Below are 18,133 nucleotides of genomic sequence, written 5' to 3'. Positions count from 1 at the left end.
CGGCGCCGTAAACCACCGTGAGCCCAATCATCAGAAAGAAAAACAGCCGAAAAAAGCCTAACATCACCGCCCCCAGCCCCAACGCGGCCCAAGCCTGCGGCGCTGCCCTGCGGCAGAGCCCGGCCAAGGCGCTGGCTTACCCCTTCGAACATAAGCGTTTTTGCCGCGATGCCAATCCCGCCGACCGCACAAGGGTGCGGGGGCGCCCGCCGCCCATCCGAAGCGGGCAGTTCGGGCACGGGCTTAGTTTTGGCGGGCTTTCTTCAGCACCAGAAAGGTCATCATCCCAAAGGGGGGCAGACTTTCCTGCTCCTTGAGGCTGAGCGTCTCTTCGCCAAGGATGGTCCCGATCTCGAAATCGGAATGCCAGCCCAGCACATTGGCAAAGGGGGCCGATATCTTCTCAAGCGAGGCCAGAACGCCCTGGGTGCTTTTGAAATGGTTGCTGATCACCACCTCGCCGCCGGGTTTCAGCACCCGGGCGATTTCCGCCATCACCTTTTGCGGCTCGGGCACCACCGACAGCACATGCATTGCCGCCACCGTGTCAAAGGAGGCATCGGGAAAATCCAGATCACGCGCATCCATCTGCCGCAGCCCCGCGACATTGGCCAGATCCATCTCGGCCACGCGGGTTTCTGCCTTGGCCAGCATTTCGGTGCTGAAATCGATACCGGTGACGCGCAGATCCGCGCCGTAATGTGGCAGCGACAGCCCGGTGCCAACGCCAACCTCCAGCACGCTGCCGCCACGCCGGGTGATATAGTTCACGACCCGGCGCCGCCCGGCATTGGTAACCGCCCCGAATGTCCTGTCATAAATTGGCGCCCAGCGCGCGTAGGATGATTGAACCGCCTTCAGTTCCAATCCCGTGCCTCCCCGTTTTCTTGTTACCCGCTCAATCCGGTACCTTTCGGATCAGCCCCCAGACCACCAAAACCACGTAAACAAGGCACAACACAACCAGCGTCGTCCAAGCATAGGTCAGAACCGCCGCCCCGGCAAAGGCACAGCCCACCAGGAAGTATTTCACATTCTCCCGGCTGATCTTCACCGCCTTGGGCGACCAGGTCGGGATGCGACTGATCATAAGGAAACCTATGACAACCATGTGAAAGCAGATCAGCAGATCCGGAACGACCAGCCCGCCGGAGAAGGAGAAGGAGACGAACATCGGCAGCATCGCCAGTAGTGCCCCGGCAGGCGAAGGGATGCCGGTGAAGTAGCCAAGGCGTTCGCCCACGACCGGCTCATCCGATTTCGCTGCCACGTTGAACCGCGCCAGCCGCACCACGCAACAGACCGAGAACACCAGCACCGAAATCCACCCGGCGCTGCGCATGTCCTGCAAGGCCCAGAAATAGATCACCAGCGGCGCCGCGACGCCGAAGTTCAGGAAATCCGCGAGCGAATCCAGCTCGGCTCCCATCTTGCTGTCGCTGCCCAGGGCCCGCGCCAACCGCCCGTCAAGACCATCCAGCAGCGCCGCCAGCAGGATCAGCTGCACCGCCAGCACGTAATTGCCCTGCACCCCGAACCGGATCGCCGACAACCCCGCACAGATCGCCCCCACCGTCATGATGTTGGGGAGAAGCTGGATCAGAGCGAATTCATTCTTGGTCTTCTTGGGCAGATCGTCCATGGGGCGGAGGTCAGTCTATAAGGCTCGGTTAGGGATCCTTGGGGCGGCACAGGACTGCATAGCCCCCCTGCCCGCCCCAGCCTGCACAATACAGGAGGGTTCCCCCTCCTATGCCCGATTGCGAGGGAGCGTGCAATGGGAGGGGTCGGAGAGCCGTTTCCACCATAGCCCGCCAAGGCAGGATGGCGGATGATCACTTTTTAAATATTACAATGATACTCATGTTATCTCTGGGGCGAGCTGAATCACGGTTGTTTTGTTAACCGTTCAACGGGACAAGAGACTGAATCTCATATACGACCCGAGGACTTGGTTCATGTATCGTCTGTTGGACTGTATCACCCAGGAGCATATTTATGGCCTGGTTGCCGTGGCTGCTTTTATTTGCGTCATCGGTTCGGTCCTCTCCACACATATGTCCACCCGTTTGACCCAGTGGACGGGCATGCGCCGCCTGGTTCAGCTGCCCCTTGCCGGTTTGATCACCGGGGCCACGATCTGGTCGACCCACTTTATCGCGATGCTGTCCTATGACCCGGGCTATGCGCATGGGTATGAACCGGTGCTGACTGGCGTATCGCTTCTGGTCGGCGTCATCGGTTCACTGGCTGCAAACACCGGGCTGGCCTATGCCCGCAGCCGGATTGCGGCCTGTGCAGCGGGGGCGGTGTTCGGGCTGACCGTGACGGCGATGCATTACACTGGCATGAACGCCTATTTGCTCCCCGGAACGATTGTCTGGAGCCTTCCGCATCTGGTGGCCTCTGTCCTTCTGGGCGCGGGTTTTGGCGCACTCAGCTATGGTTTGATTGTCCAACGCCTGGGCGGGGTGGCCGGGCGGCTATGGCCAGCGGGGGCCATGGTCCTGGCGATCTGTCTTATGCATTTCACCGGGATGAGCGCCATCGAGATCCGGCTGGATTCCTCAATTGAGGTGCCGACCGAGACAATTTCGGATACCGCCATGGCCATGCTGATCTTCGGAGTGACAGGGATCATTCTGCTGATTGCCATCGCTTCTGCGAGTATTGAGGTCAATCTCGAAGGGGAATCCCGTTCCCAACTCACCCACGCGGCCCTGCATGATCCGCTGACCGGCATGCCCAACCGGATGTGGCTGACCCGCAAACTGGATGCCCTGCAGACGCAGCTGACTGAAAATGAGACAGCAAAGGCGGCGGTGCTGACGATCGACCTCAATCTGTTCAAGGAGGTGAACGATCTGCATGGCCATGCGATAGGAGATGCAGTATTGCGCCGGGTTTCGCAGAGCTTGAATGAGCAAAAGAGTGAAGGCGAATACATCGCGCGGGTTGGCGGTGACGAATTTGTCGCCATCAAACTGGGGTTCCGCCGCATCGAAGAGGTGCAGAGCTTTGCAGAGCGTCTACATGCCGCCATAGTAGAGCCCATCGACCTGGAGGAAGTCTCGTTGCGGGTCGGGGCGTCGATCGGGATTGCATCGACGCTGGAAGACGGGCGTGATCCGAACCAGTTGCTGCATAAATCGGATGTGGCGATGTATCGGGCCAAGTCAGAAGCAGACACGCCGATCTGCCAATTCGACGAGGAAATGGACCGCCGTAGCCGGGACAAGACGCAGCTGGTGCATGACCTGCGTCTGGCGCTGCAGAACAATGAATTCGAACTGGTGTATCAACTCCAGAACACATTGGAAACGCTGGCGCCGGTGGGGTTCGAAGTGCTCTTGCGCTGGAACCATCCGACGCGTGGTCGGGTGTCCCCGGATGAATTCATCCCGGTGGCCGAAGAAACCGGTCTGGTTCGCGATATCGGCGCCTGGGTGCTGCGGGAGGCCTGCCGCGAGGCGGCGCAATGGGATCACCCCTACAGCATTGCCGTCAACGTGGCGCCGCAACAGCTGGTGCAGCCCTCGTTTGTCGAAGACGTGATGGACAACCTGTTCGAGACCGGCCTCGACCCGCAGCGCCTTGAACTGGAAATCACCGAAGCCAGCATCATCGACGATCAGGCGCATACGCTGAAGGTGATGCACAAGCTGAAAGAGCTGAGTATTCGCATCGCCATGGATGATTTCGGCACCGGGTATTCGTCGCTGTCGATGTTGCAGACCTTCCCATTCGACAAGATCAAGATCGACCGCAGTTTCGTTCAGGACGTGCATAAAGACGCACAGCGTGCCGCCATCGTGCGCTCCACGCTGCTGCTCGGGGCTGCCCTCGACATTCCGGTTCTTGCCGAAGGGGTCGAGGTCGAAGACGAACTCAGCTTCCTGCGCGCAGAAAGCTGCACCTCGGTTCAGGGCTTTTACTTCGGTCAGCCAATGACCCGGGACGACATGCGCCGGATTGCCTGCAATGCGGCAGTGGACGGCGAGAAAAACGCCGCATAACCCCTGGACTGCGGCCTGCCTGCCGAACAGAGGCTGCACAGCCTGTGTACGGGGGGTGTCCGGATGTCACCCCCCGACTCTTGAGCCTTTCGGCCCCCGTTACCCGACCACGTTGAACTCCGGCCCGTAGGGGTAGCCGGTGATGTTCTCGTTGCCATCCTCGGTGATCACCAGGATGTCATGTTCGCGGTAGCCGCCCGCGCCGGGGTTGTCTTCCGCGATGGTCAGCATGGGCTCCATCGAAATGACCATTCCCGGCTCCAGCACCGTGTCGATATCCTCGCGCAGCTCCAGCCCGGCCTCGCGCCCGTAGTAGTGGGACAGGACGCCAAAGGAGTGCCCGTAGCCAAAGGTGCGGTATTGCAGGAGATCGCGTTCTTCGAAGAAGGCGTTGATCTTATGGGTGATTTCGGCGCAACTGGCGCCGGATTTCAGCAGCGAGATGCCGTATTCATGGGCGGCGACATTGGCCTCCCAGACTTTCAGGCTGTCGGGATCGACCTCTCCGACGAACAGGGTCCGCTCCAGCGCGGTGTAATAGCCCGAGATCATCGGAAAGGTGTTCAGCGACAGGATATCGCCGCGCTGCAGCTTGCGCGCAGTCACCGGGTTATGGGCGCCATCAGTGTTGATGCCCGACTGGAACCAGACCCAGGTGTCGCGGTATTCGGCATCGGGAAAGCGTTTGGCGATCTCCAGCTCCATCGCATCGCGTCCCGCCATGGCCACGTCGATCTCCCGCACCCCTTCGCGGATCGCATCGCGGATGGCATAGCCGCCCACATCGGCCACTGCGGCACCGGCGCGGATCATCTCGATCTCGGCAGCGGATTTATGCATGCGCTGGCGCATGGTCGGCTCGTAAAGATCCACCATCTCAGCCGGTTGCAGAAAGGCTTCGAGCTTGCCCTTTTGCAGCAGGGTCAGGTGATCGCTCTCGTAGCCCACCGTTGCGCAGGGGCCAGAAACCGACAGGATCGCACGCCAGAAATTGTCGCGCTGCCAGTCGGTATAGGTGATGTTATCGCAGAAAGAGCGGCGCCAGGGCTGGCCCGCGTCGATGCCTGCGCTGATGGTGACGGCGGCATCGGCGGTCACCACAAGACCGTAGGGACGGCCAAAGGCGCAGTAGGTAAACCCCGAATAATACGAGATATTATGCATCGACGTGAAGACGGCGGCGGTGACGCCTGCCTGCTCCATGATCTTGCGCAGGCCCGCAATGCGCGCCTCATACTCGGCCACGGGGAATTGCAACGGCGCCTTTTCGCCATTGTGAAAACGGTACATGTCAGGACGTGCAGTCATGCTGGATCCTTCCTTTGCTTACAAGAAAGGTCCCGGCGTACAGGACAGATTGTGTGTCTAAGTCAGGGTCCCGTGAGAACTCCCTCACGCGGCGACGCCATCGCCCGGCCCTGATCCCAGACATGCTGCGGAATCGCAGCGCTGGCAAGTGTTTTCTGCGCCGCCCTGCCCGGGTCGTGCCTTGGTGCGGCGCAGATCGGCAGGGCTACCTAATTGACGATCAGCGCCACCAAGTCGCTGTCGGGATCCGCCAATGGGTCGATGACATTGAAATGATGCTTGCCAAAGGCGATGACGTGATCCGTCGCCCAGGCATCGGTCAGCCATTGCGCCTGATCCAGAAAGGCCGGGCGTTCCTCGGCGCCGACCCAGACGGTGACCGGTACGTCATAGCGGTCCTGCATCTCCACCGGGCTTTCGGCCTTGGCGGCCTCGGCATCCATCTTGAATTGCTTGTTCATTGAGGTTCGCAACAGCGGCAGCAGATCCGACAGCGGCGAAATTGGGATCACTGTTTTCAGGCGCGCGCCTACATCCTCGGGCAGCAGCGCCCGGTCCAGCATGCGGGCGACCAGATGCCCCCCGGCAGAATGCCCGGCCAGGGCGATGGGGCCGTCCACTTCTTCGGCGATATGTACCACCGCCGAGGCCACCTGCCGGGTGATATCGGCAATGGAGACATCGGGGCACAGGTCGTAGGACGGCATTGCCACGGCCCAGCCATGCGCCAGCGGACCTACCGCCAGATGCGACCAAGTGCTTTTGTCGAACCGCAGCCAGTAGCCGCCGTGCACGAAGATGAAGACACCCTTGGGCGTACCTTCGGGCAGGAAGAGGTCGAACTTGTTTCGATCGCCTGGACCGTATGGAATGTCGAGCTGGGCGCGCTCGTGCAGGCTGTTGCGGAAATCCTCGGCCGAGGCATCCCAGCGCGGCGGATAATCATCGGCCCCCGCGATATAGGCTCCGTTGGCATAGGCGTCGTCCAGTTCCATGGCAGTCTCCCCGGTTTGTTGTTTTTGCCAAAGTGACGGGCTGCGCGGGACAATGTCAAACAGCTAACTGAAGCGGCGGCATCCGGCCCTTCTGCTTTGCCTATGACCAGCGTCCGGCAGATTTATGATCAAATTCTGGACTCATCGAAGGTTCTGGACATATGAATGACCAGCTGATTTGCATGCCTGCAAATAATCCGGGGAGACACCAATGCTGACCAAGAACACCGAGCTGAAGTCCCTTTTGAAGGACCCGACCCTGCTGGAAACCCGCGCCTATGTGGGCGGCCAGTTTGTTGACGGAGACAAGGGCACCTTTGATGTCACCAACCCCGCGCGTGGCGATGTGGTGGCTGAAGTTGCCGATCTCAGCCGCGCGCAGGTTGCAGGTGCCATCGCCCAGGCCGAAGCCGCACAGAAAGACTGGGCCAAATGGACCGGCAAGGAACGCGCGAATGTCTTGCGCAAGTGGTTTGACCTGATGATGGAAAACCAGGACGACTTGGGCATCATCCTGACCGCGGAAATGGGCAAACCCCTAGCCGAAGCCAAGGGCGAGATTGCCTATGGTGCATCTTTCATCGAGTTCTTTGCTGAAGAGGCCAAGCGGATCTATGGAGAGACCATTCCCGGCCATCAGCGGGACAAGCGGATCACCGTTCTGAAACAGCCCATCGGGGTTGCCGCCTCGATCACGCCGTGGAACTTTCCCAACGCGATGATTACCCGCAAGGCCGGTCCGGCGCTGGCCGCAGGCTGTGCCTTTGTCGCCCGCCCGGCCGAGCTGACGCCCCTGTCGGCCACCGCGCTGGCGGTTCTAGCGGAACGCGCAGGCATTCCGGCGGGTGTGTTCAACGTGGTCACCACCTCGGACGCGCCAGAAACCGGGCTGGAATTCTGTGAGAACCCGGCGGTGCGCAAGCTGACCTTCACCGGCTCGACCCCGGTTGGCCGTCTGCTGCTGCGCCAAGCGGCGGATCAGGTGATGAAATGCTCGATGGAACTGGGTGGCAATGCGCCTTTCATCGTCTTTGACGATGCCGATCTCGACGCTGCTGTCGAAGGCGCGATCATGTGCAAGTTCCGCAACAACGGCCAAACCTGCGTCTGCGCCAACCGGATCTACGTGCAGGCCGGTGTCTATGATGCTTTCGCCGCCAAGCTGAAAGAGGCGGTTGCCAAGATGAAAGTCGGCGACGGTCTTGAGGACGGCGTTCAGTTCGGCCCGCTGATCAACGACAAGGCCGTTGAAAAGGTCGAGGCCCATCTGGCCGACGCGCAGGCCAAGGGCGCCGAGATCATTCTGGGCGGCACCCCGTCCGAGCTGGGCGGCTCCTTCTTCCAGCCGACCATCGTGACCGGCGCCACCACGGATATGCAGTTCTCGACCGAGGAAACATTCGGCCCGCTGGCGCCGCTGTTCAAATTCGAGGACGAGGACGAGGTCATCGCCATGGCCAATGACACCATCTTTGGCCTCGCATCCTATTTCTACGCCAAGGATCTGAGCCGGGTCTACAAAGTGGCCGAGGCGCTGGAATACGGCATCGTCGGCGTCAACACCGGGATCATCTCGACCGAGGTCGCGCCCTTTGGCGGCGTCAAGCAGTCGGGCCTCGGGCGCGAAGGCAGCCATCACGGCATCGAAGATTATCTGGAGATGAAGTACATCTGCATGTCGGTCTGATCCGGCACGCAAAGGATCAGAGCATCAGGACTGGGGTCCGTGACCGGCAAGGTCGCGGACCCTTTTTCGTATCTGCGCACGAAAAGCCTCGACCGCCCCTGCCTGCCCCGGAAGGCGAGGCAGAACCGGTTGCGACATGGCGAAATAGCTAATCGCCCCCAGCAGATCGCAAACCGCTGCCAATGCGGCCGCGGGCGGCGCGGCGCGCCAGGCCGGTGCATCCTGCACCATGGCCACCAGTTCCTGCAAAAAGGGCCGCAGGAACCAGCGTTCAGCGGGCTGGTCTTCCTGTCGGTCATCCAGCAGCTCCCGCAGGATCAGGCGGCTGTCGACAGGATTGAGCAGCCCCTCGCTCAGATAGGTTTCGAAAAACGTCTCAAGCCGCTGCTCCGGCGCGGCATCGGGGTTCTGCGCCTCCATCAGCATCAGCATCATGCGATCCGCTACCCCTTCCAGCACCCGCTCATACAGCGCGTCCTTGCTGCCGAAATGGTGCAAGAGAGCCTGTTTGGTCAGCCCCAGCTCATCCGCGATATTGGCGATCGAGGCGCCGTGATAGCCCCGGTTCGCAAAAAGCTGCGTTGCGGCCAGAACGAATTCGTCCGGACGATTTGCGGATCGTGACGCAGGGCGGTCAGCGGGGCGAGAGGCAGGGGGCATGGCGGCTCCTTTCCAGCTTCTGATAGCAGAAAAGGACGGTCCCTACCATCCGGTCAGTTTCGACCGTGAGATGCGCCAAACGCAAAAGCCCCCGCGCCCGGCATCCGGACACGGGGGAAGGAAGGCCGCCACGGGTAGGACGGCGACCTCGGGGAGTTTCAAAGCAGGCAGAACCCTGTGCGGGGAAGGATCAGTTGACCTTCTGCGCTTCCAGTTCGGCGCGCTGCGGTGTGGCAGAGCTGATCTCGATCCGGCGCGGTTTCAGGGCCTCGGGCACTTCGCGCTGCAGGTCGATATGCAGCATGCCATCCGCATGGCTGGCGCCGGTGACGCGCACATGGTCGGCCAGTGTGAAACGGCGCTCGAACGCGCGGGTGGCGATGCCGCGGTGCAGGAAGGTCCGGTCCTCATCCGCTTCGGCCTTGCGGGCCGACACGACCAGGGCGTGCTCCTTCACCTCGACGCTGAGGTCGGCTTCGGAGAAACCGGCGACCGCAATCGAAATGCGATAGCTGTCGGCATCGGTCTTTTCAATATTGTAAGGGGGATAGCTGGGCTGGCTTACATCGTTGCTGAGAACCCGGTCCATCAGGTCCGCGATCTGGTCAAATCCCACGGTCGCACGGTGCAGCGGTGCAAAATCAAAGGTACGCATATGTGTCATCCTCATCATTGAGCGATATGTACATTGCCCTCCCACGTCTGGGGCAGGGCGTTCATTTCCATCGGGCCCCGCTTGGCGGCGACCCGACACAATCGAGATAAGGACTGCATCGTGGGTTTCAAGAGGTTGGCAGGGCGCGGAAATATGCCCCGTCTGAGGCCTACTGACGGATGAATTTGGCGCCGCTGGTACGGCGGCCATCGCCGACCTGAACCCGGCCCACACCGGGCGGCATGCGGCTGCCGATATGGGTGCCGGTCAGCTGCGCCTGCAACAGATCCAGCCCCTCGCCCAGCGCCGCGCCAAGCGACACCCGCTGGCCGTTCACCTCTGCCTTGGCCGAGACCACCGAGACGATGCGTGGTGTTTTCCCGTCAAAGGAAAACACCGGCGCTCCGGAGGAGCCGAAATCCACATCGCAGGACATCACAAGAACCCCCTGCTGCTGTGCGGTGACGGCGCAGACCTCCTGCAGCGAGGGCGCTTCGGAGCGATCATGCGCATAAGACACCACGCCAATCCGGCTCCCCCTGCGCGGGCGCCGGTCGGTTTCGAACGGGATAACGGTGGTGTTGCGGATGGGGCGCTGCAGCTGCAACAGCGCGATATCCTTGCGCACCCGCCCGGTCGATACCTCGCCATCATAGACATAGTCGGGGTGGATCACCGCCCGGCGCACCGAGCGATAGGCCGAGGCGCGGCCATTGCGCCAGCCGGCCAGAAACTCGATCGTCTCTGGGGCGATCCGCTGACCGGTCCGCCCATCAAACAGACAATGTGCTGCTGTCAGGACCAGATCCGGCGCGATGAGCGAGCCTGTGCAGAAGCCTTCACCATTGACATCGAGACGGCCAACCGCCTCCCAGGCGCGGCCCGCATCCGTGGTGTCGAGCCGCTGAAGTCGGCTGTCACCAGCCGCCACAAACGCGGGCAGCAGCGCCGCCAAAATCCCGAAAACCCAATGCCGCACGCATGTCTCCCTGCTCACCCTGCTTTCAGGATAGGTATCTGTTGGGGCGAAAATACGGCAAGGGCCGCGCTGAAACAGCCCGGCCCCGCAAAAAATTTACCACTGTGGGATCAGCGCAGGATCGGCACCTGATCCTCAGCCGTGGCGGCATGCCCGTTCCCATCGGTCATCGCCGGCGGTTTCGGACCACCCGTGGCCCAGTCCAATAACTCAACCGTATGTACGATGGGCAACTTGGTGCCTGACCCAATCTGCATCATGCAGCCGATATTGCCAGCAGCGATCAGGTCGGGGTTCTTTGCCTCCAGCGTTTTCACCTTCCGCTCTTTCAACTGCCCCGAGATCTCGGGCTGCATCAGGTTGTAGGTCCCGGCCGACCCGCAGCACAGATGACTGTCGGCAGGCTCCACAACCTTGAAACCGGCGCGTTTCAGCAGCGTCTTGGGATGCGTCTTGATCTGCTGGCCGTGCTGCAGTGAGCAGGCCGCGTGATAGGCAACGGTCAGCCCCTTGTCGCCACCTTCGGGCAGGTCGAGTTGCATCAGCAGCTCGGAAATATCCATCGCCCGTTCCGATACCCGCGCCGCATCCGCCGCCAGCGCATCATTGCGGAACATATGGCCGTAGTCCTTCACCGTGGTGCCACATCCCGAGGTGTTGATGACGATGGCATCCAGCCCCTGTCCGTCGATCTCGGCACACCAGGCGCGGATGTTCTTGGCCGCGGTGGCGTGGCTTTCGTCCTCACGGCCCATGTGATGGGTCAGCGCCCCGCAGCAGCCCGCACCCTTTGCCACGACCACTTCGCAGCCCAGCCGGGTCAGCAGGCGAATGGTGGCATCGTTGATATCGGTATTGAGCGCCTTTTGCGCGCAGCCGGTCATCAGCGCCACGCGCTTCTTGCGCGGCTCTGCGGGGGTGAAGCTTTGCGGATCATCGTTGCGGCTGACCGGCGGGATGTCCTTTGGCGCCATGTCCAGCATCGCCCGAAGCCGCGCATCGGGCACCAGCCCTTTGAAGGGACGCGCCAGTTTCGCACCGAACAGCGCGAGGCGGAATCGGCCCGGATAGGGCAGAATCTGCGCCAGAACCCAGCGCAGGGCCCGGTCGGTAAAGGGGCGTTTGTAATTCTTGTCGATATAAGCGCGCGCGTGGTCAATCAGGTGCATGTAATGCACGCCCGACGGGCAGGTGGTCATGCAAGCCAGGCAGGAAAGGCAGCGGTCGATATGCTTGACCGTCTTTTCATCCGGCACGCGGTTGTTTTCCAGCATGTCCTTGATCAGGTAGATCCGCCCGCGCGGGCTGTCGAGCTCATCCCCCAGAACCTGATAGGTCGGACAGGTCGCGGTGCAAAATCCGCAATGCACGCAGGAACGCAGGATCTCGTTCGAGCGCTGAATGCCGGGATCCTTCAGTTGGTCTTCGGTAAATTCAGTCTGCATGTCTTATCCCATCAGGCCAGGGTTCAGGATCCCGCGCGGATCGAACTGGTCGCGCAGCCCCTTGGACAGGGCCGCAAGAGGCGCCGGTTGCGGTTCGAACCGGCCAAGACGCGCAGCGATTTCGGCACTGGCGCGAACCAAGGTGGCATGGCCTGGAACTGGCTCCATTCCGGTGCCTGCGCCCGACATCTTTTTGCGCAGGTCGCTACCCTCGGGCATCAGCGCCCAGATCAGCCCGCCGCCCCAGTCGAGTTGCAAAGCCGTCGCGCCAAGGCGCGGCGCCAGCTCCACCGCATCCGAGGGCTTCACGCTGATCCGCCAGACATCGCCATCGTGGCCGTGGAACGCTGCCACATCGCGGATGCTACGCCACAGATCCTCGTCCGCCTCGGCGCGGTGAGCAATGCCGTGCTCAGCCAGCCGCTTCACCAACGCATCACAGCGGTAGTCCACCGATTCCTCGAAGCCTTCGACGCGGATATGGGCGGTCATCGTGTCGGGATCATATGCGGCCCCGGTCACATCAAAGGGCGAGCCAAGCGCCGCGGACATCGCCCGCACCGCGCCCGGCAGATCCAGACCGCCGACCGAAACGGTGGCCATCTGCGCCGCACGCGGCAGCACCTTGAAGGACACCTCGCTCAGCACTCCCAGCGTCCCTTGCGCGCCGGACATCAGCTTCACCAGATCATAGCCGGTGACGTTCTTCATCACCCGGCCGCCATTCTTGACGATCTGGCCGGTGCCATCGACGAAACGCACGCCCAGCAGGAAATCCCGCGCCGCGCCCGACTGAATGCGGCGCGGCCCCGAGATATTGGCAGCAAAGAGCGATCCGATTGTTGGCGTGCCGTCGGTGCCCAGAAGGGCGCGGTAGTCCGCCGGTTCAAAGGCAAGGCGCTGGTTCTCTGCCGCCAACAATTCCTTGATCTCGGCAACCGGGGTTCCGGCCTTGGCCACAAGGGTCAGCGCGCCGGGTTCATAAAGCTCAATCCCGCTGAGGGCAGAAAGGCTCAGGGTCTCCCCTTCCACCGCCATGCCACGGGTACCGCCGCCCTGGATGTTGAGGGGGCCCTTGGCCGCAGCGATCATCCCGGCCAGTTCGGCCTCGCTTTCGGGTCGCATCATGGTCTTTTCCAAACGTTCTGGAGAATCATTGAAGGCGGGGATCATTCCGCCGCCAGCGCCGGAGTGCGGCGGCTTTCGGTTACCGACAGCGGGAAGACCTTGGCCGGGTTCAGCAGCCACTGCGGATCGAAGACATCCTTGACCTTCAGCTGGGCCTCCAGATCATCGCCCGAGTACTGGTGCAGCATCAGATCGCGTTTTTCGATCCCGACGCCATGTTCGCCGGTCAGGCAGCCGCCGACTTCGACGCAGAGTTTCAGTACCTCGGCGCCGAATTCCTCGCAGAGTTCAAGGTCTCCGGGTTTATTGGCGTCGAACAGGATCAGCGGGTGCATGTTGCCATCGCCGGCGTGGAACACATTGGCCACCGCCAGACCGAATTCCTTGCTCATCTCGCCGATGCGACGCAGCACGTAGGGCAAAGAGGACACCGGAATAGTCCCATCAAGGCACATGTAGTCGTTGATCTGCCCCATGGCGCCAAAGGCGGATTTGCGGCCCAGCCAGATCCGCGCGGCCTCATCCGCATCAGTGGCTTCGCGCAGCTCGACCGGGTTGTGGGATTGGGCGATGTCTTTGATCACCTTCAGCTGCGCATCAATCTCGGCATCGCTGCCTTCGACCTCGATGATCAGCAGCGCCTCGCACATGGGGTAGCCCGCCTTGGCAAAGGCCTCGCAGGCCTCAATGCAGGGACGGTCCATGAACTCGATAGCAACGGGCAGCACGCCCGCCTTGATAATATCGCTGACGCAGGCGCCTGCCACTTCGTTGCTGTCATAGCCGATCAGCACGGGACGGGCGCCTTCGGGCTTGTGCAGAATCCGCAGGGTCGCCTCGGTCACGACGCCAAGCTGCCCCTCGCTGCCGCAGATGACACCCAGCAGATCCAAGCCGCCCGCATCCAGATGCGCGCCGCCGATTTCGACCACGGTGCCATCCATCATCACCATGGTAACGCCCATCAGGTTGTTGGTTGTAACGCCATACTTCAGGCAATGCGCCCCGCCCGAGTTCATCGCGATATTGCCGGCAATGGCGCAGGCCAGCTGGCTCGACGGGTCGGGCGCGTAGAAGAAATCCTCCTCCTCCACCGCGCCGGATACGGAGAGGTTGGTGCGCCCGGTCTGCACCCGGATGATGCGGTTCTCGTAATCGGTCTCCAGCACGTCATTCATCCGTGCAACGCCCAGGATCACGCAATCCGCGGTTGGCAGGGCGCCCCCGGCCAGCGAGGTGCCCGACCCGCGCGGCACCACGGGCACGCCCTCTTCGTGGCAGATACGCAGGACCTCGGACACTTCAGCCGTGCTGCGCGGCAGCACCGCCAGCAGCGGCGGACATTTGTAAGCCGTCAGCGCATCACATTCGTAGGCTCGGGTCTCAGCCTCCTCCGTGATCAGGGCGTCTGCGGGCAAAACCTTTGCCAGACGCGCGGCCAGGTGGGCTTTGCGCGACAGGACTTTGGGATCCGGGGCTGGCATTTCCATGGCGGGCACTCCTCTTTGGTAAACTTATATTACCAATTCATGCCATCTGGCAAGGGACCAGTTGCTGGGCTAGGGTGGCGGCATGATCTGGATTGACCGTATCGCCCTGTTTTCGACCCTGGATTTTGCCGCGCTAACGCTGATTGTCGCGGGCTGGATCTGGATCGGCTGGCGGATCGAGAACCCGGCGGCTGGCAAGCCTTCGGTGTCCTACCTGATGGCGGATTTCCGGCGCGACTGGATGGTGCAGATGGTGACCCGCCAGCCGCGCATGTTCGACGCGCAGCTGATCAGCGGCCTGCGGCAAGGCACGACGTTCTTTGCCTCGGCCTCGATGATCGCAATGGGCGGCGGGTTGGCGCTGATCGGCAATACCGAACAGCTGGCCGGCGTTGCCGAGGATCTGATTCAGGACAGCGCGCCCGCCTTTGTCTGGGAGGTCAAGATCCTGACGGTTCTGCTGTTTCTGGCCAATGCCTTTTTGAAATATGTCTGGGCGCACCGGTTGTTCGGCTATTGTTCGGTACTGATGGCGGCGGTGCCCAATGATCCCGCTGAGCCACTGGCCCTGCCCCGCGCGGCGCAGGCGGCGGATCTGTCGATCACCGCAGCGCGCAGTTTCAACCGAGGCATGCGCTGCACCTATTTCGCGCTGGCCTCGGCTGCGTGGCTGGCGGGGGCGATCCCGCTGATCCTGGCCACGCTGATTACTTTGGCAGTGCTTTACCGGCGCGAATTCGCATCGCAGTCCCGCAGCGTGCTGTTGCGCATTCCGCCCGAGACGCGGAGACAGGATGCGGACGACACATCTTCGTGATTCCGCACATCACCGCGACCGGACTATGATGCACTTCATGAAACCTGCTCTGATCACCCTGCTTTGCGCGCTGAGCGCGGCCTCTCCCGCCCTCGCCGAGGCGCCCCGAATCGAAGGTGCAACCGCCCACCAGAACGGCAGCAGCTGGACGATCAGCGTGACGCTGTCCCATGCCGATACGGGATGGGAGCACTATGCCGATGGCTGGCGCGTGCTGGATGAGAATGGCCGCGAACTGGGCCTGCGGGTGTTGGCGCATCCGCATGTGAACGAACAGCCCTTCACCCGCAGCCTGAGCGGCATCGCAATCCCGGAGGGCACCCGGCATATCAGCCTTCAGGCGCGCTGCATCGTGGATGGCTGGAGCGACGAAAGCTTTCGCCTGACCCTGCCCTGACCAACCCCATCAGGTTCTGTGGTAAGGACTGCCGGACAGGATGGTTGCGGCGCGGTAGATCTGCTCGGCCAGCATCACCCTGACCAGCATATGCGGCCAGACCATCTTGCCAAATGAGATCGAAAAATCCGCCTCTGCGCGCAGGCTGGAATCGATGCCATCGGCGCCGCCAATGATCAGCGCCAGATCCTGCCGCCCACTGTCGCGCCAGTCTGCCATCTTGCCCGCAAAATCGGGCGAGGACAGCAGCTTGCCCCGTTCATCCAGGGTGCAGATCAGCGCGCCCTTGGGCAAGGCCTTGCGCAGCAGATCCGCCTCGGCGGACATGCCAAGGTTCTTCTTGTCCTCGACCTCAACCACCCGCGCAGGGCCAAGGCCAAGGGCGCGGCCGGTGCGGTCGAACCGTGTCAGATAGTCATCGATCAGGGATTTTTCCGGGCCGGAGCGGAGCCGCCCGACCGCACAGATATGTACACGCATAAGAGGGATCCCGCCCGCCTGTCGATCTCAGCCAAGGAAATCACAGGTAGGTCTTTTGGGGCGCCGCCGACCTTGCAGGTCGCGGGCAGCCGCCCCCGTTTCCGAAATCAGCTGCCGGTCGCGCCCGCGCCGGGCACCCACATCTTTTCCAGCTGATAGAACTCGCGCACTTCGGGGCGAAAGATATGGACGATCACGTCGCCGGTATCGATCAGCACCCAGTCGCCAGCGTCCTTGCCCTCGACCTTGCTGATGATGCCATAGTCCTGCTTCAGCCGGTCGGTCAGCTTTTCGGCCATGGCCGCAACCTGCCGGGTTGAGCGACCGGACGCGATGACCATGAAGTCGCCAATGGCCGTTTTGCCGCGCAGATCGATCTGCACAACATCTTCGGCCTTGTCATCATCCAGAGAGGTCAGGATCCGCTCCAGCAGCACCTCGCTGGTGGGTCGAGTCTTGGCAGGCATAGGGGCTGCCTCATTAACAGCGGCAACTGCCGCTTGGGGTTCGGGTGACAGGACAGTGTCCTCCTTGCTGCGCGCCGAAACACCCCCGGCGCCGGGGCTGCGTTAAATGTAGCAAGACAGGGGCCTTTTTTCAATGAAGCTTCGCTGCATTGCCGCGATGGCATATGCGCACTCTTTTTCAACCCTTTGGCGCCTCTGGCGCGGGCTCTTCTACCGGCTCTGAGATTTCCAGCGGAGTATTCAAAACCCGAACTTCGCGCTGCGGGAAGGGAATCGATATGCCTTCAGCCTGAAAGGCGTCCCAGAGGGCAAGAAACACATTGCCCCGGATATTGGTCAGCCCCGCCGTGGGATCGCTGATCCAGAACCGCAGCACATAATCGACGCTGCTGTCGCCAAAGCCGATGATGTGACAGACCGGCGCCTTGCCGGGGGTGGACAGCACCCGGTTCACCGAACGCGCAGCGGCAATGGCCACCCGGCGCACCTGATGCGGATCATCGCCATAGCCGGTACCGAAATTGATATCGAGCCGCACGTAGCGGTCAGAATGGGACCAGTTCACCACCTGCGAGGTGATCAGATCCTCGTTCGGGATCAGGTATTCGCGCCCGTCCCGCGTCACAACAGAGACATAGCGCGCACCCAGCGCATTGATCCAGCCGAAGGTCTCCCCGAGCGAGATCACATCCCCCGGCTTGATCGAGCGATCCATCAGGATGATGATGCCCGACACAAGATTGGACACCACCTTCTGCAGACCGAAACCGATGCCAACACCAACCGCACCGGACAGGACGGCCAGCCCGGTCAGGTCGAAGCCGATGGCGCGGATGCTGATAATGATTGCCAGCCCATAGAGGGCCAGCTGGATGGCCTTGCCGATCAGCACCTGCATCGAAGGAGAGATATCGCTGTTGCCCTTCAGCCCCTTGCCCGCCGCGTTAGAGCCGAAACGTGCCAGTGTCAGCAGCACCGCCGCAAGCATCAGCGCCTTCAGAACCGCTAGCATCGACAGGTGCATGGCGCCAAATGTGATCGCAACGCTGTCCAGAAACTCTGCCACGTCATCGACAAGGTTCAGCGCCACCAGCGTCGCGTAGATCCACAGGGACCATGTGAACAGCCGCCGCAGCGTGTGATTGCGCACCAGCCGAGCGATGATCCCGATCACCAGCCAGGCCGTGGCCAGGGTCGCTGCGATCCCGATCAGGTAGCTGCGCGACGGCCAGGTCACATTCTGCATCAGCAGGTAAGCCGCCCAGGACAAGACAATGAAGTAAATCAGCGTCAGCCGCCGGATCATGTGAATCAGCGCCCGCAGCCGCCACTTTGGCCAGCCGGTGCGGCGATGCCCCCAATTGTCCCACTGTGTTTTGGTCAAAAGACGCAGCAGATAAGCCAGAATCACCAGCCCGCCAACGATCAGCATCTGATACTGTCGCCAGCCCGGGGTCAGGAACTGCTCCGACAGCATCCAGACTTTGTTCCACAGCGACACCAGAAATTCGATCAATGTCTCGGGCAACTGCTCTTGATTCATGGGGACCTCCACCGCCCAGCATGGCGTCGGCCGCAATGAGGTTGCAAGGAAAACCGCGCAGCCAGG

The 18,133-nt window shown here is 61.8% G+C and carries 17 protein-coding genes; 4 read left to right on the top strand and 13 right to left on the bottom strand.

The window, feature by feature from the left end; translation table 11 throughout:
• Nucleotides 1–243 precede the first annotated feature (243 nt).
• On the bottom strand, nucleotides 244–867 hold the full coding sequence (locus tag C6W91_RS09170; RefSeq protein ID WP_065271681.1) for a class I SAM-dependent methyltransferase: 624 nt from the start codon (nucleotides 865–867) through the stop codon (nucleotides 244–246).
• 31 nt (nucleotides 868–898) lie between these two features.
• Nucleotides 899–1,642, bottom strand: coding sequence for a CDP-diacylglycerol--serine O-phosphatidyltransferase (gene pssA, locus C6W91_RS09165; protein ID WP_065271682.1), 744 nt, complete (start codon nucleotides 1,640–1,642; stop codon nucleotides 899–901).
• A gap of 316 nt (nucleotides 1,643–1,958) precedes the next feature.
• Here pssA and C6W91_RS09160 point away from each other — a divergent pair, with 316 nt between their 5' ends.
• Complete coding sequence (locus tag C6W91_RS09160; protein ID WP_065271683.1) at nucleotides 1,959–4,016, top strand: bifunctional diguanylate cyclase/phosphodiesterase; 2,058 nt, start codon at nucleotides 1,959–1,961, stop codon at nucleotides 4,014–4,016.
• Nucleotides 4,017–4,115: 99 nt separating this feature from the next.
• Here the strand turns inward: C6W91_RS09160 and C6W91_RS09155 are convergent, their stop codons facing one another.
• Together C6W91_RS09155 and C6W91_RS09150 are read right to left on the bottom strand one after the other, a co-directional pair.
• Nucleotides 4,116–5,324: an aminopeptidase P family protein gene (locus tag C6W91_RS09155; protein ID WP_065271684.1), complete on the bottom strand. Its 1,209-nt coding sequence runs from the start codon at nucleotides 5,322–5,324 to the stop codon at nucleotides 4,116–4,118.
• Between the two features lie 209 nt (nucleotides 5,325–5,533).
• A complete protein-coding gene (locus tag C6W91_RS09150) occupies nucleotides 5,534–6,319 on the bottom strand; it encodes an alpha/beta hydrolase (RefSeq protein ID WP_065271685.1) in 786 nt (261 codons plus the stop codon).
• 211 nt (nucleotides 6,320–6,530) lie between these two features.
• On the opposite strand from C6W91_RS09150, the gene C6W91_RS09145 reads away from it, so the two are divergent.
• Nucleotides 6,531–8,006 carry an NAD-dependent succinate-semialdehyde dehydrogenase gene (locus C6W91_RS09145; RefSeq protein ID WP_274840014.1) on the top strand — a complete coding sequence of 492 codons (1,476 nt, stop codon included), beginning with the start codon at nucleotides 6,531–6,533 and terminating at the stop codon, nucleotides 8,004–8,006.
• A 24-nt stretch (nucleotides 8,007–8,030) separates the two neighbouring features.
• On the opposite strand, the gene C6W91_RS09140 is transcribed toward C6W91_RS09145, so the two are convergent.
• From C6W91_RS09140 to C6W91_RS09115, 6 genes are all read right to left on the bottom strand, one after another.
• Nucleotides 8,031–8,666, bottom strand: coding sequence for a TetR/AcrR family transcriptional regulator (locus C6W91_RS09140; protein WP_065271687.1), 636 nt, complete (start codon nucleotides 8,664–8,666; stop codon nucleotides 8,031–8,033).
• A 190-nt stretch (nucleotides 8,667–8,856) separates the two neighbouring features.
• Entirely contained in the window at nucleotides 8,857–9,321 is a 465-nt protein-coding gene (locus C6W91_RS09135) for an Hsp20 family protein (protein ID WP_065271688.1), read from the bottom strand.
• Between the two features lie 169 nt (nucleotides 9,322–9,490).
• Nucleotides 9,491–10,279 carry a serine protease gene (locus C6W91_RS09130; protein WP_370570771.1) on the bottom strand — a complete coding sequence of 263 codons (789 nt, stop codon included), beginning with the start codon at nucleotides 10,277–10,279 and terminating at the stop codon, nucleotides 9,491–9,493.
• A 131-nt stretch (nucleotides 10,280–10,410) separates the two neighbouring features.
• Entirely contained in the window at nucleotides 10,411–11,745 is a 1,335-nt protein-coding gene (gene glcF, locus C6W91_RS09125) for a glycolate oxidase subunit GlcF (RefSeq protein WP_065271690.1), read from the bottom strand.
• A gap of 3 nt (nucleotides 11,746–11,748) precedes the next feature.
• Entirely contained in the window at nucleotides 11,749–12,870 is a 1,122-nt protein-coding gene (locus tag C6W91_RS09120) for an FAD-binding protein (protein ID WP_082996153.1), read from the bottom strand.
• Nucleotides 12,871–12,914: 44 nt separating this feature from the next.
• Entirely contained in the window at nucleotides 12,915–14,363 is a 1,449-nt protein-coding gene (locus C6W91_RS09115; RefSeq protein WP_065271691.1) for an FAD-linked oxidase C-terminal domain-containing protein, read from the bottom strand.
• 82 nt (nucleotides 14,364–14,445) lie between these two features.
• Between C6W91_RS09115 and C6W91_RS09110 the strand changes: the two genes are divergently transcribed.
• Both C6W91_RS09110 and C6W91_RS09105 read left to right on the top strand, forming a co-directional pair.
• Complete coding sequence (locus C6W91_RS09110) at nucleotides 14,446–15,180, top strand: DUF599 domain-containing protein (RefSeq protein WP_065271692.1); 735 nt, start codon at nucleotides 14,446–14,448, stop codon at nucleotides 15,178–15,180.
• 37 nt (nucleotides 15,181–15,217) lie between these two features.
• Complete coding sequence (locus tag C6W91_RS09105) at nucleotides 15,218–15,577, top strand: hypothetical protein (RefSeq protein WP_065273609.1); 360 nt, start codon at nucleotides 15,218–15,220, stop codon at nucleotides 15,575–15,577.
• 9 nt (nucleotides 15,578–15,586) lie between these two features.
• Here the strand turns inward: C6W91_RS09105 and rlmH are convergent, their stop codons facing one another.
• The 3 genes from rlmH to C6W91_RS09090 all read right to left on the bottom strand — a co-directional run bounded on the left by rlmH (nucleotide 15,587) and on the right by C6W91_RS09090 (nucleotide 18,067).
• Complete coding sequence (rlmH, locus tag C6W91_RS09100) at nucleotides 15,587–16,057, bottom strand: 23S rRNA (pseudouridine(1915)-N(3))-methyltransferase RlmH (protein WP_065271693.1); 471 nt, start codon at nucleotides 16,055–16,057, stop codon at nucleotides 15,587–15,589.
• A 107-nt stretch (nucleotides 16,058–16,164) separates the two neighbouring features.
• Entirely contained in the window at nucleotides 16,165–16,524 is a 360-nt protein-coding gene (gene rsfS, locus C6W91_RS09095) for a ribosome silencing factor (RefSeq protein ID WP_065271694.1), read from the bottom strand.
• 178 nt (nucleotides 16,525–16,702) lie between these two features.
• Nucleotides 16,703–18,067: a mechanosensitive ion channel family protein gene (locus tag C6W91_RS09090; protein WP_082996041.1), complete on the bottom strand. Its 1,365-nt coding sequence runs from the start codon at nucleotides 18,065–18,067 to the stop codon at nucleotides 16,703–16,705.
• Between the last annotated feature and the right edge of the window lie 66 nt (nucleotides 18,068–18,133).

Origin of the sequence: Phaeobacter sp. SYSU ZJ3003, assembly GCF_041300735.1 — a bacterium.
Taxonomy (GTDB): Bacteria; Pseudomonadota; Alphaproteobacteria; order Rhodobacterales; family Rhodobacteraceae; genus Phycobacter; species Phycobacter gallaeciensis_A.
This window is presented reverse-complemented; position numbering and strand designations above follow the sequence as displayed.

What these genes read in the sequence shown, in the direction of transcription:
- pssA (WP_065271682.1), bottom strand. Translation starts at nt 1,642, where the DNA reads ATGGACGATCTGCCCAAGAAGACCAAGAATGAATTCGCTCTGATCCAG.
- C6W91_RS09160 (WP_065271683.1), top strand. Translation starts at nt 1,959, where the DNA reads ATGTATCGTCTGTTGGACTGTATCACCCAGGAGCATATTTATGGCCTG.
- C6W91_RS09155 (WP_065271684.1), bottom strand. Translation starts at nt 5,324, where the DNA reads ATGACTGCACGTCCTGACATGTACCGTTTTCACAATGGCGAAAAGGCG.
- C6W91_RS09150 (WP_065271685.1), bottom strand. Translation starts at nt 6,319, where the DNA reads ATGGAACTGGACGACGCCTATGCCAACGGAGCCTATATCGCGGGGGCC.
- C6W91_RS09145 (WP_274840014.1), top strand. Translation starts at nt 6,531, where the DNA reads ATGCTGACCAAGAACACCGAGCTGAAGTCCCTTTTGAAGGACCCGACC.
- C6W91_RS09140 (WP_065271687.1), bottom strand. Translation starts at nt 8,666, where the DNA reads ATGCCCCCTGCCTCTCGCCCCGCTGACCGCCCTGCGTCACGATCCGCA.
- C6W91_RS09135 (WP_065271688.1), bottom strand. Translation starts at nt 9,321, where the DNA reads ATGCGTACCTTTGATTTTGCACCGCTGCACCGTGCGACCGTGGGATTT.
- glcF (WP_065271690.1), bottom strand. Translation starts at nt 11,745, where the DNA reads ATGCAGACTGAATTTACCGAAGACCAACTGAAGGATCCCGGCATTCAG.
- C6W91_RS09120 (WP_082996153.1), bottom strand. Translation starts at nt 12,870, where the DNA reads ATGCGACCCGAAAGCGAGGCCGAACTGGCCGGGATGATCGCTGCGGCC.
- C6W91_RS09115 (WP_065271691.1), bottom strand. Translation starts at nt 14,363, where the DNA reads ATGGAAATGCCAGCCCCGGATCCCAAAGTCCTGTCGCGCAAAGCCCAC.
- C6W91_RS09110 (WP_065271692.1), top strand. Translation starts at nt 14,446, where the DNA reads ATGATCTGGATTGACCGTATCGCCCTGTTTTCGACCCTGGATTTTGCC.
- C6W91_RS09105 (WP_065273609.1), top strand. Translation starts at nt 15,218, where the DNA reads ATGAAACCTGCTCTGATCACCCTGCTTTGCGCGCTGAGCGCGGCCTCT.
- rlmH (WP_065271693.1), bottom strand. Translation starts at nt 16,057, where the DNA reads ATGCGTGTACATATCTGTGCGGTCGGGCGGCTCCGCTCCGGCCCGGAA.
- rsfS (WP_065271694.1), bottom strand. Translation starts at nt 16,524, where the DNA reads ATGCCTGCCAAGACTCGACCCACCAGCGAGGTGCTGCTGGAGCGGATC.
- C6W91_RS09090 (WP_082996041.1), bottom strand. Translation starts at nt 18,067, where the DNA reads ATGAATCAAGAGCAGTTGCCCGAGACATTGATCGAATTTCTGGTGTCG.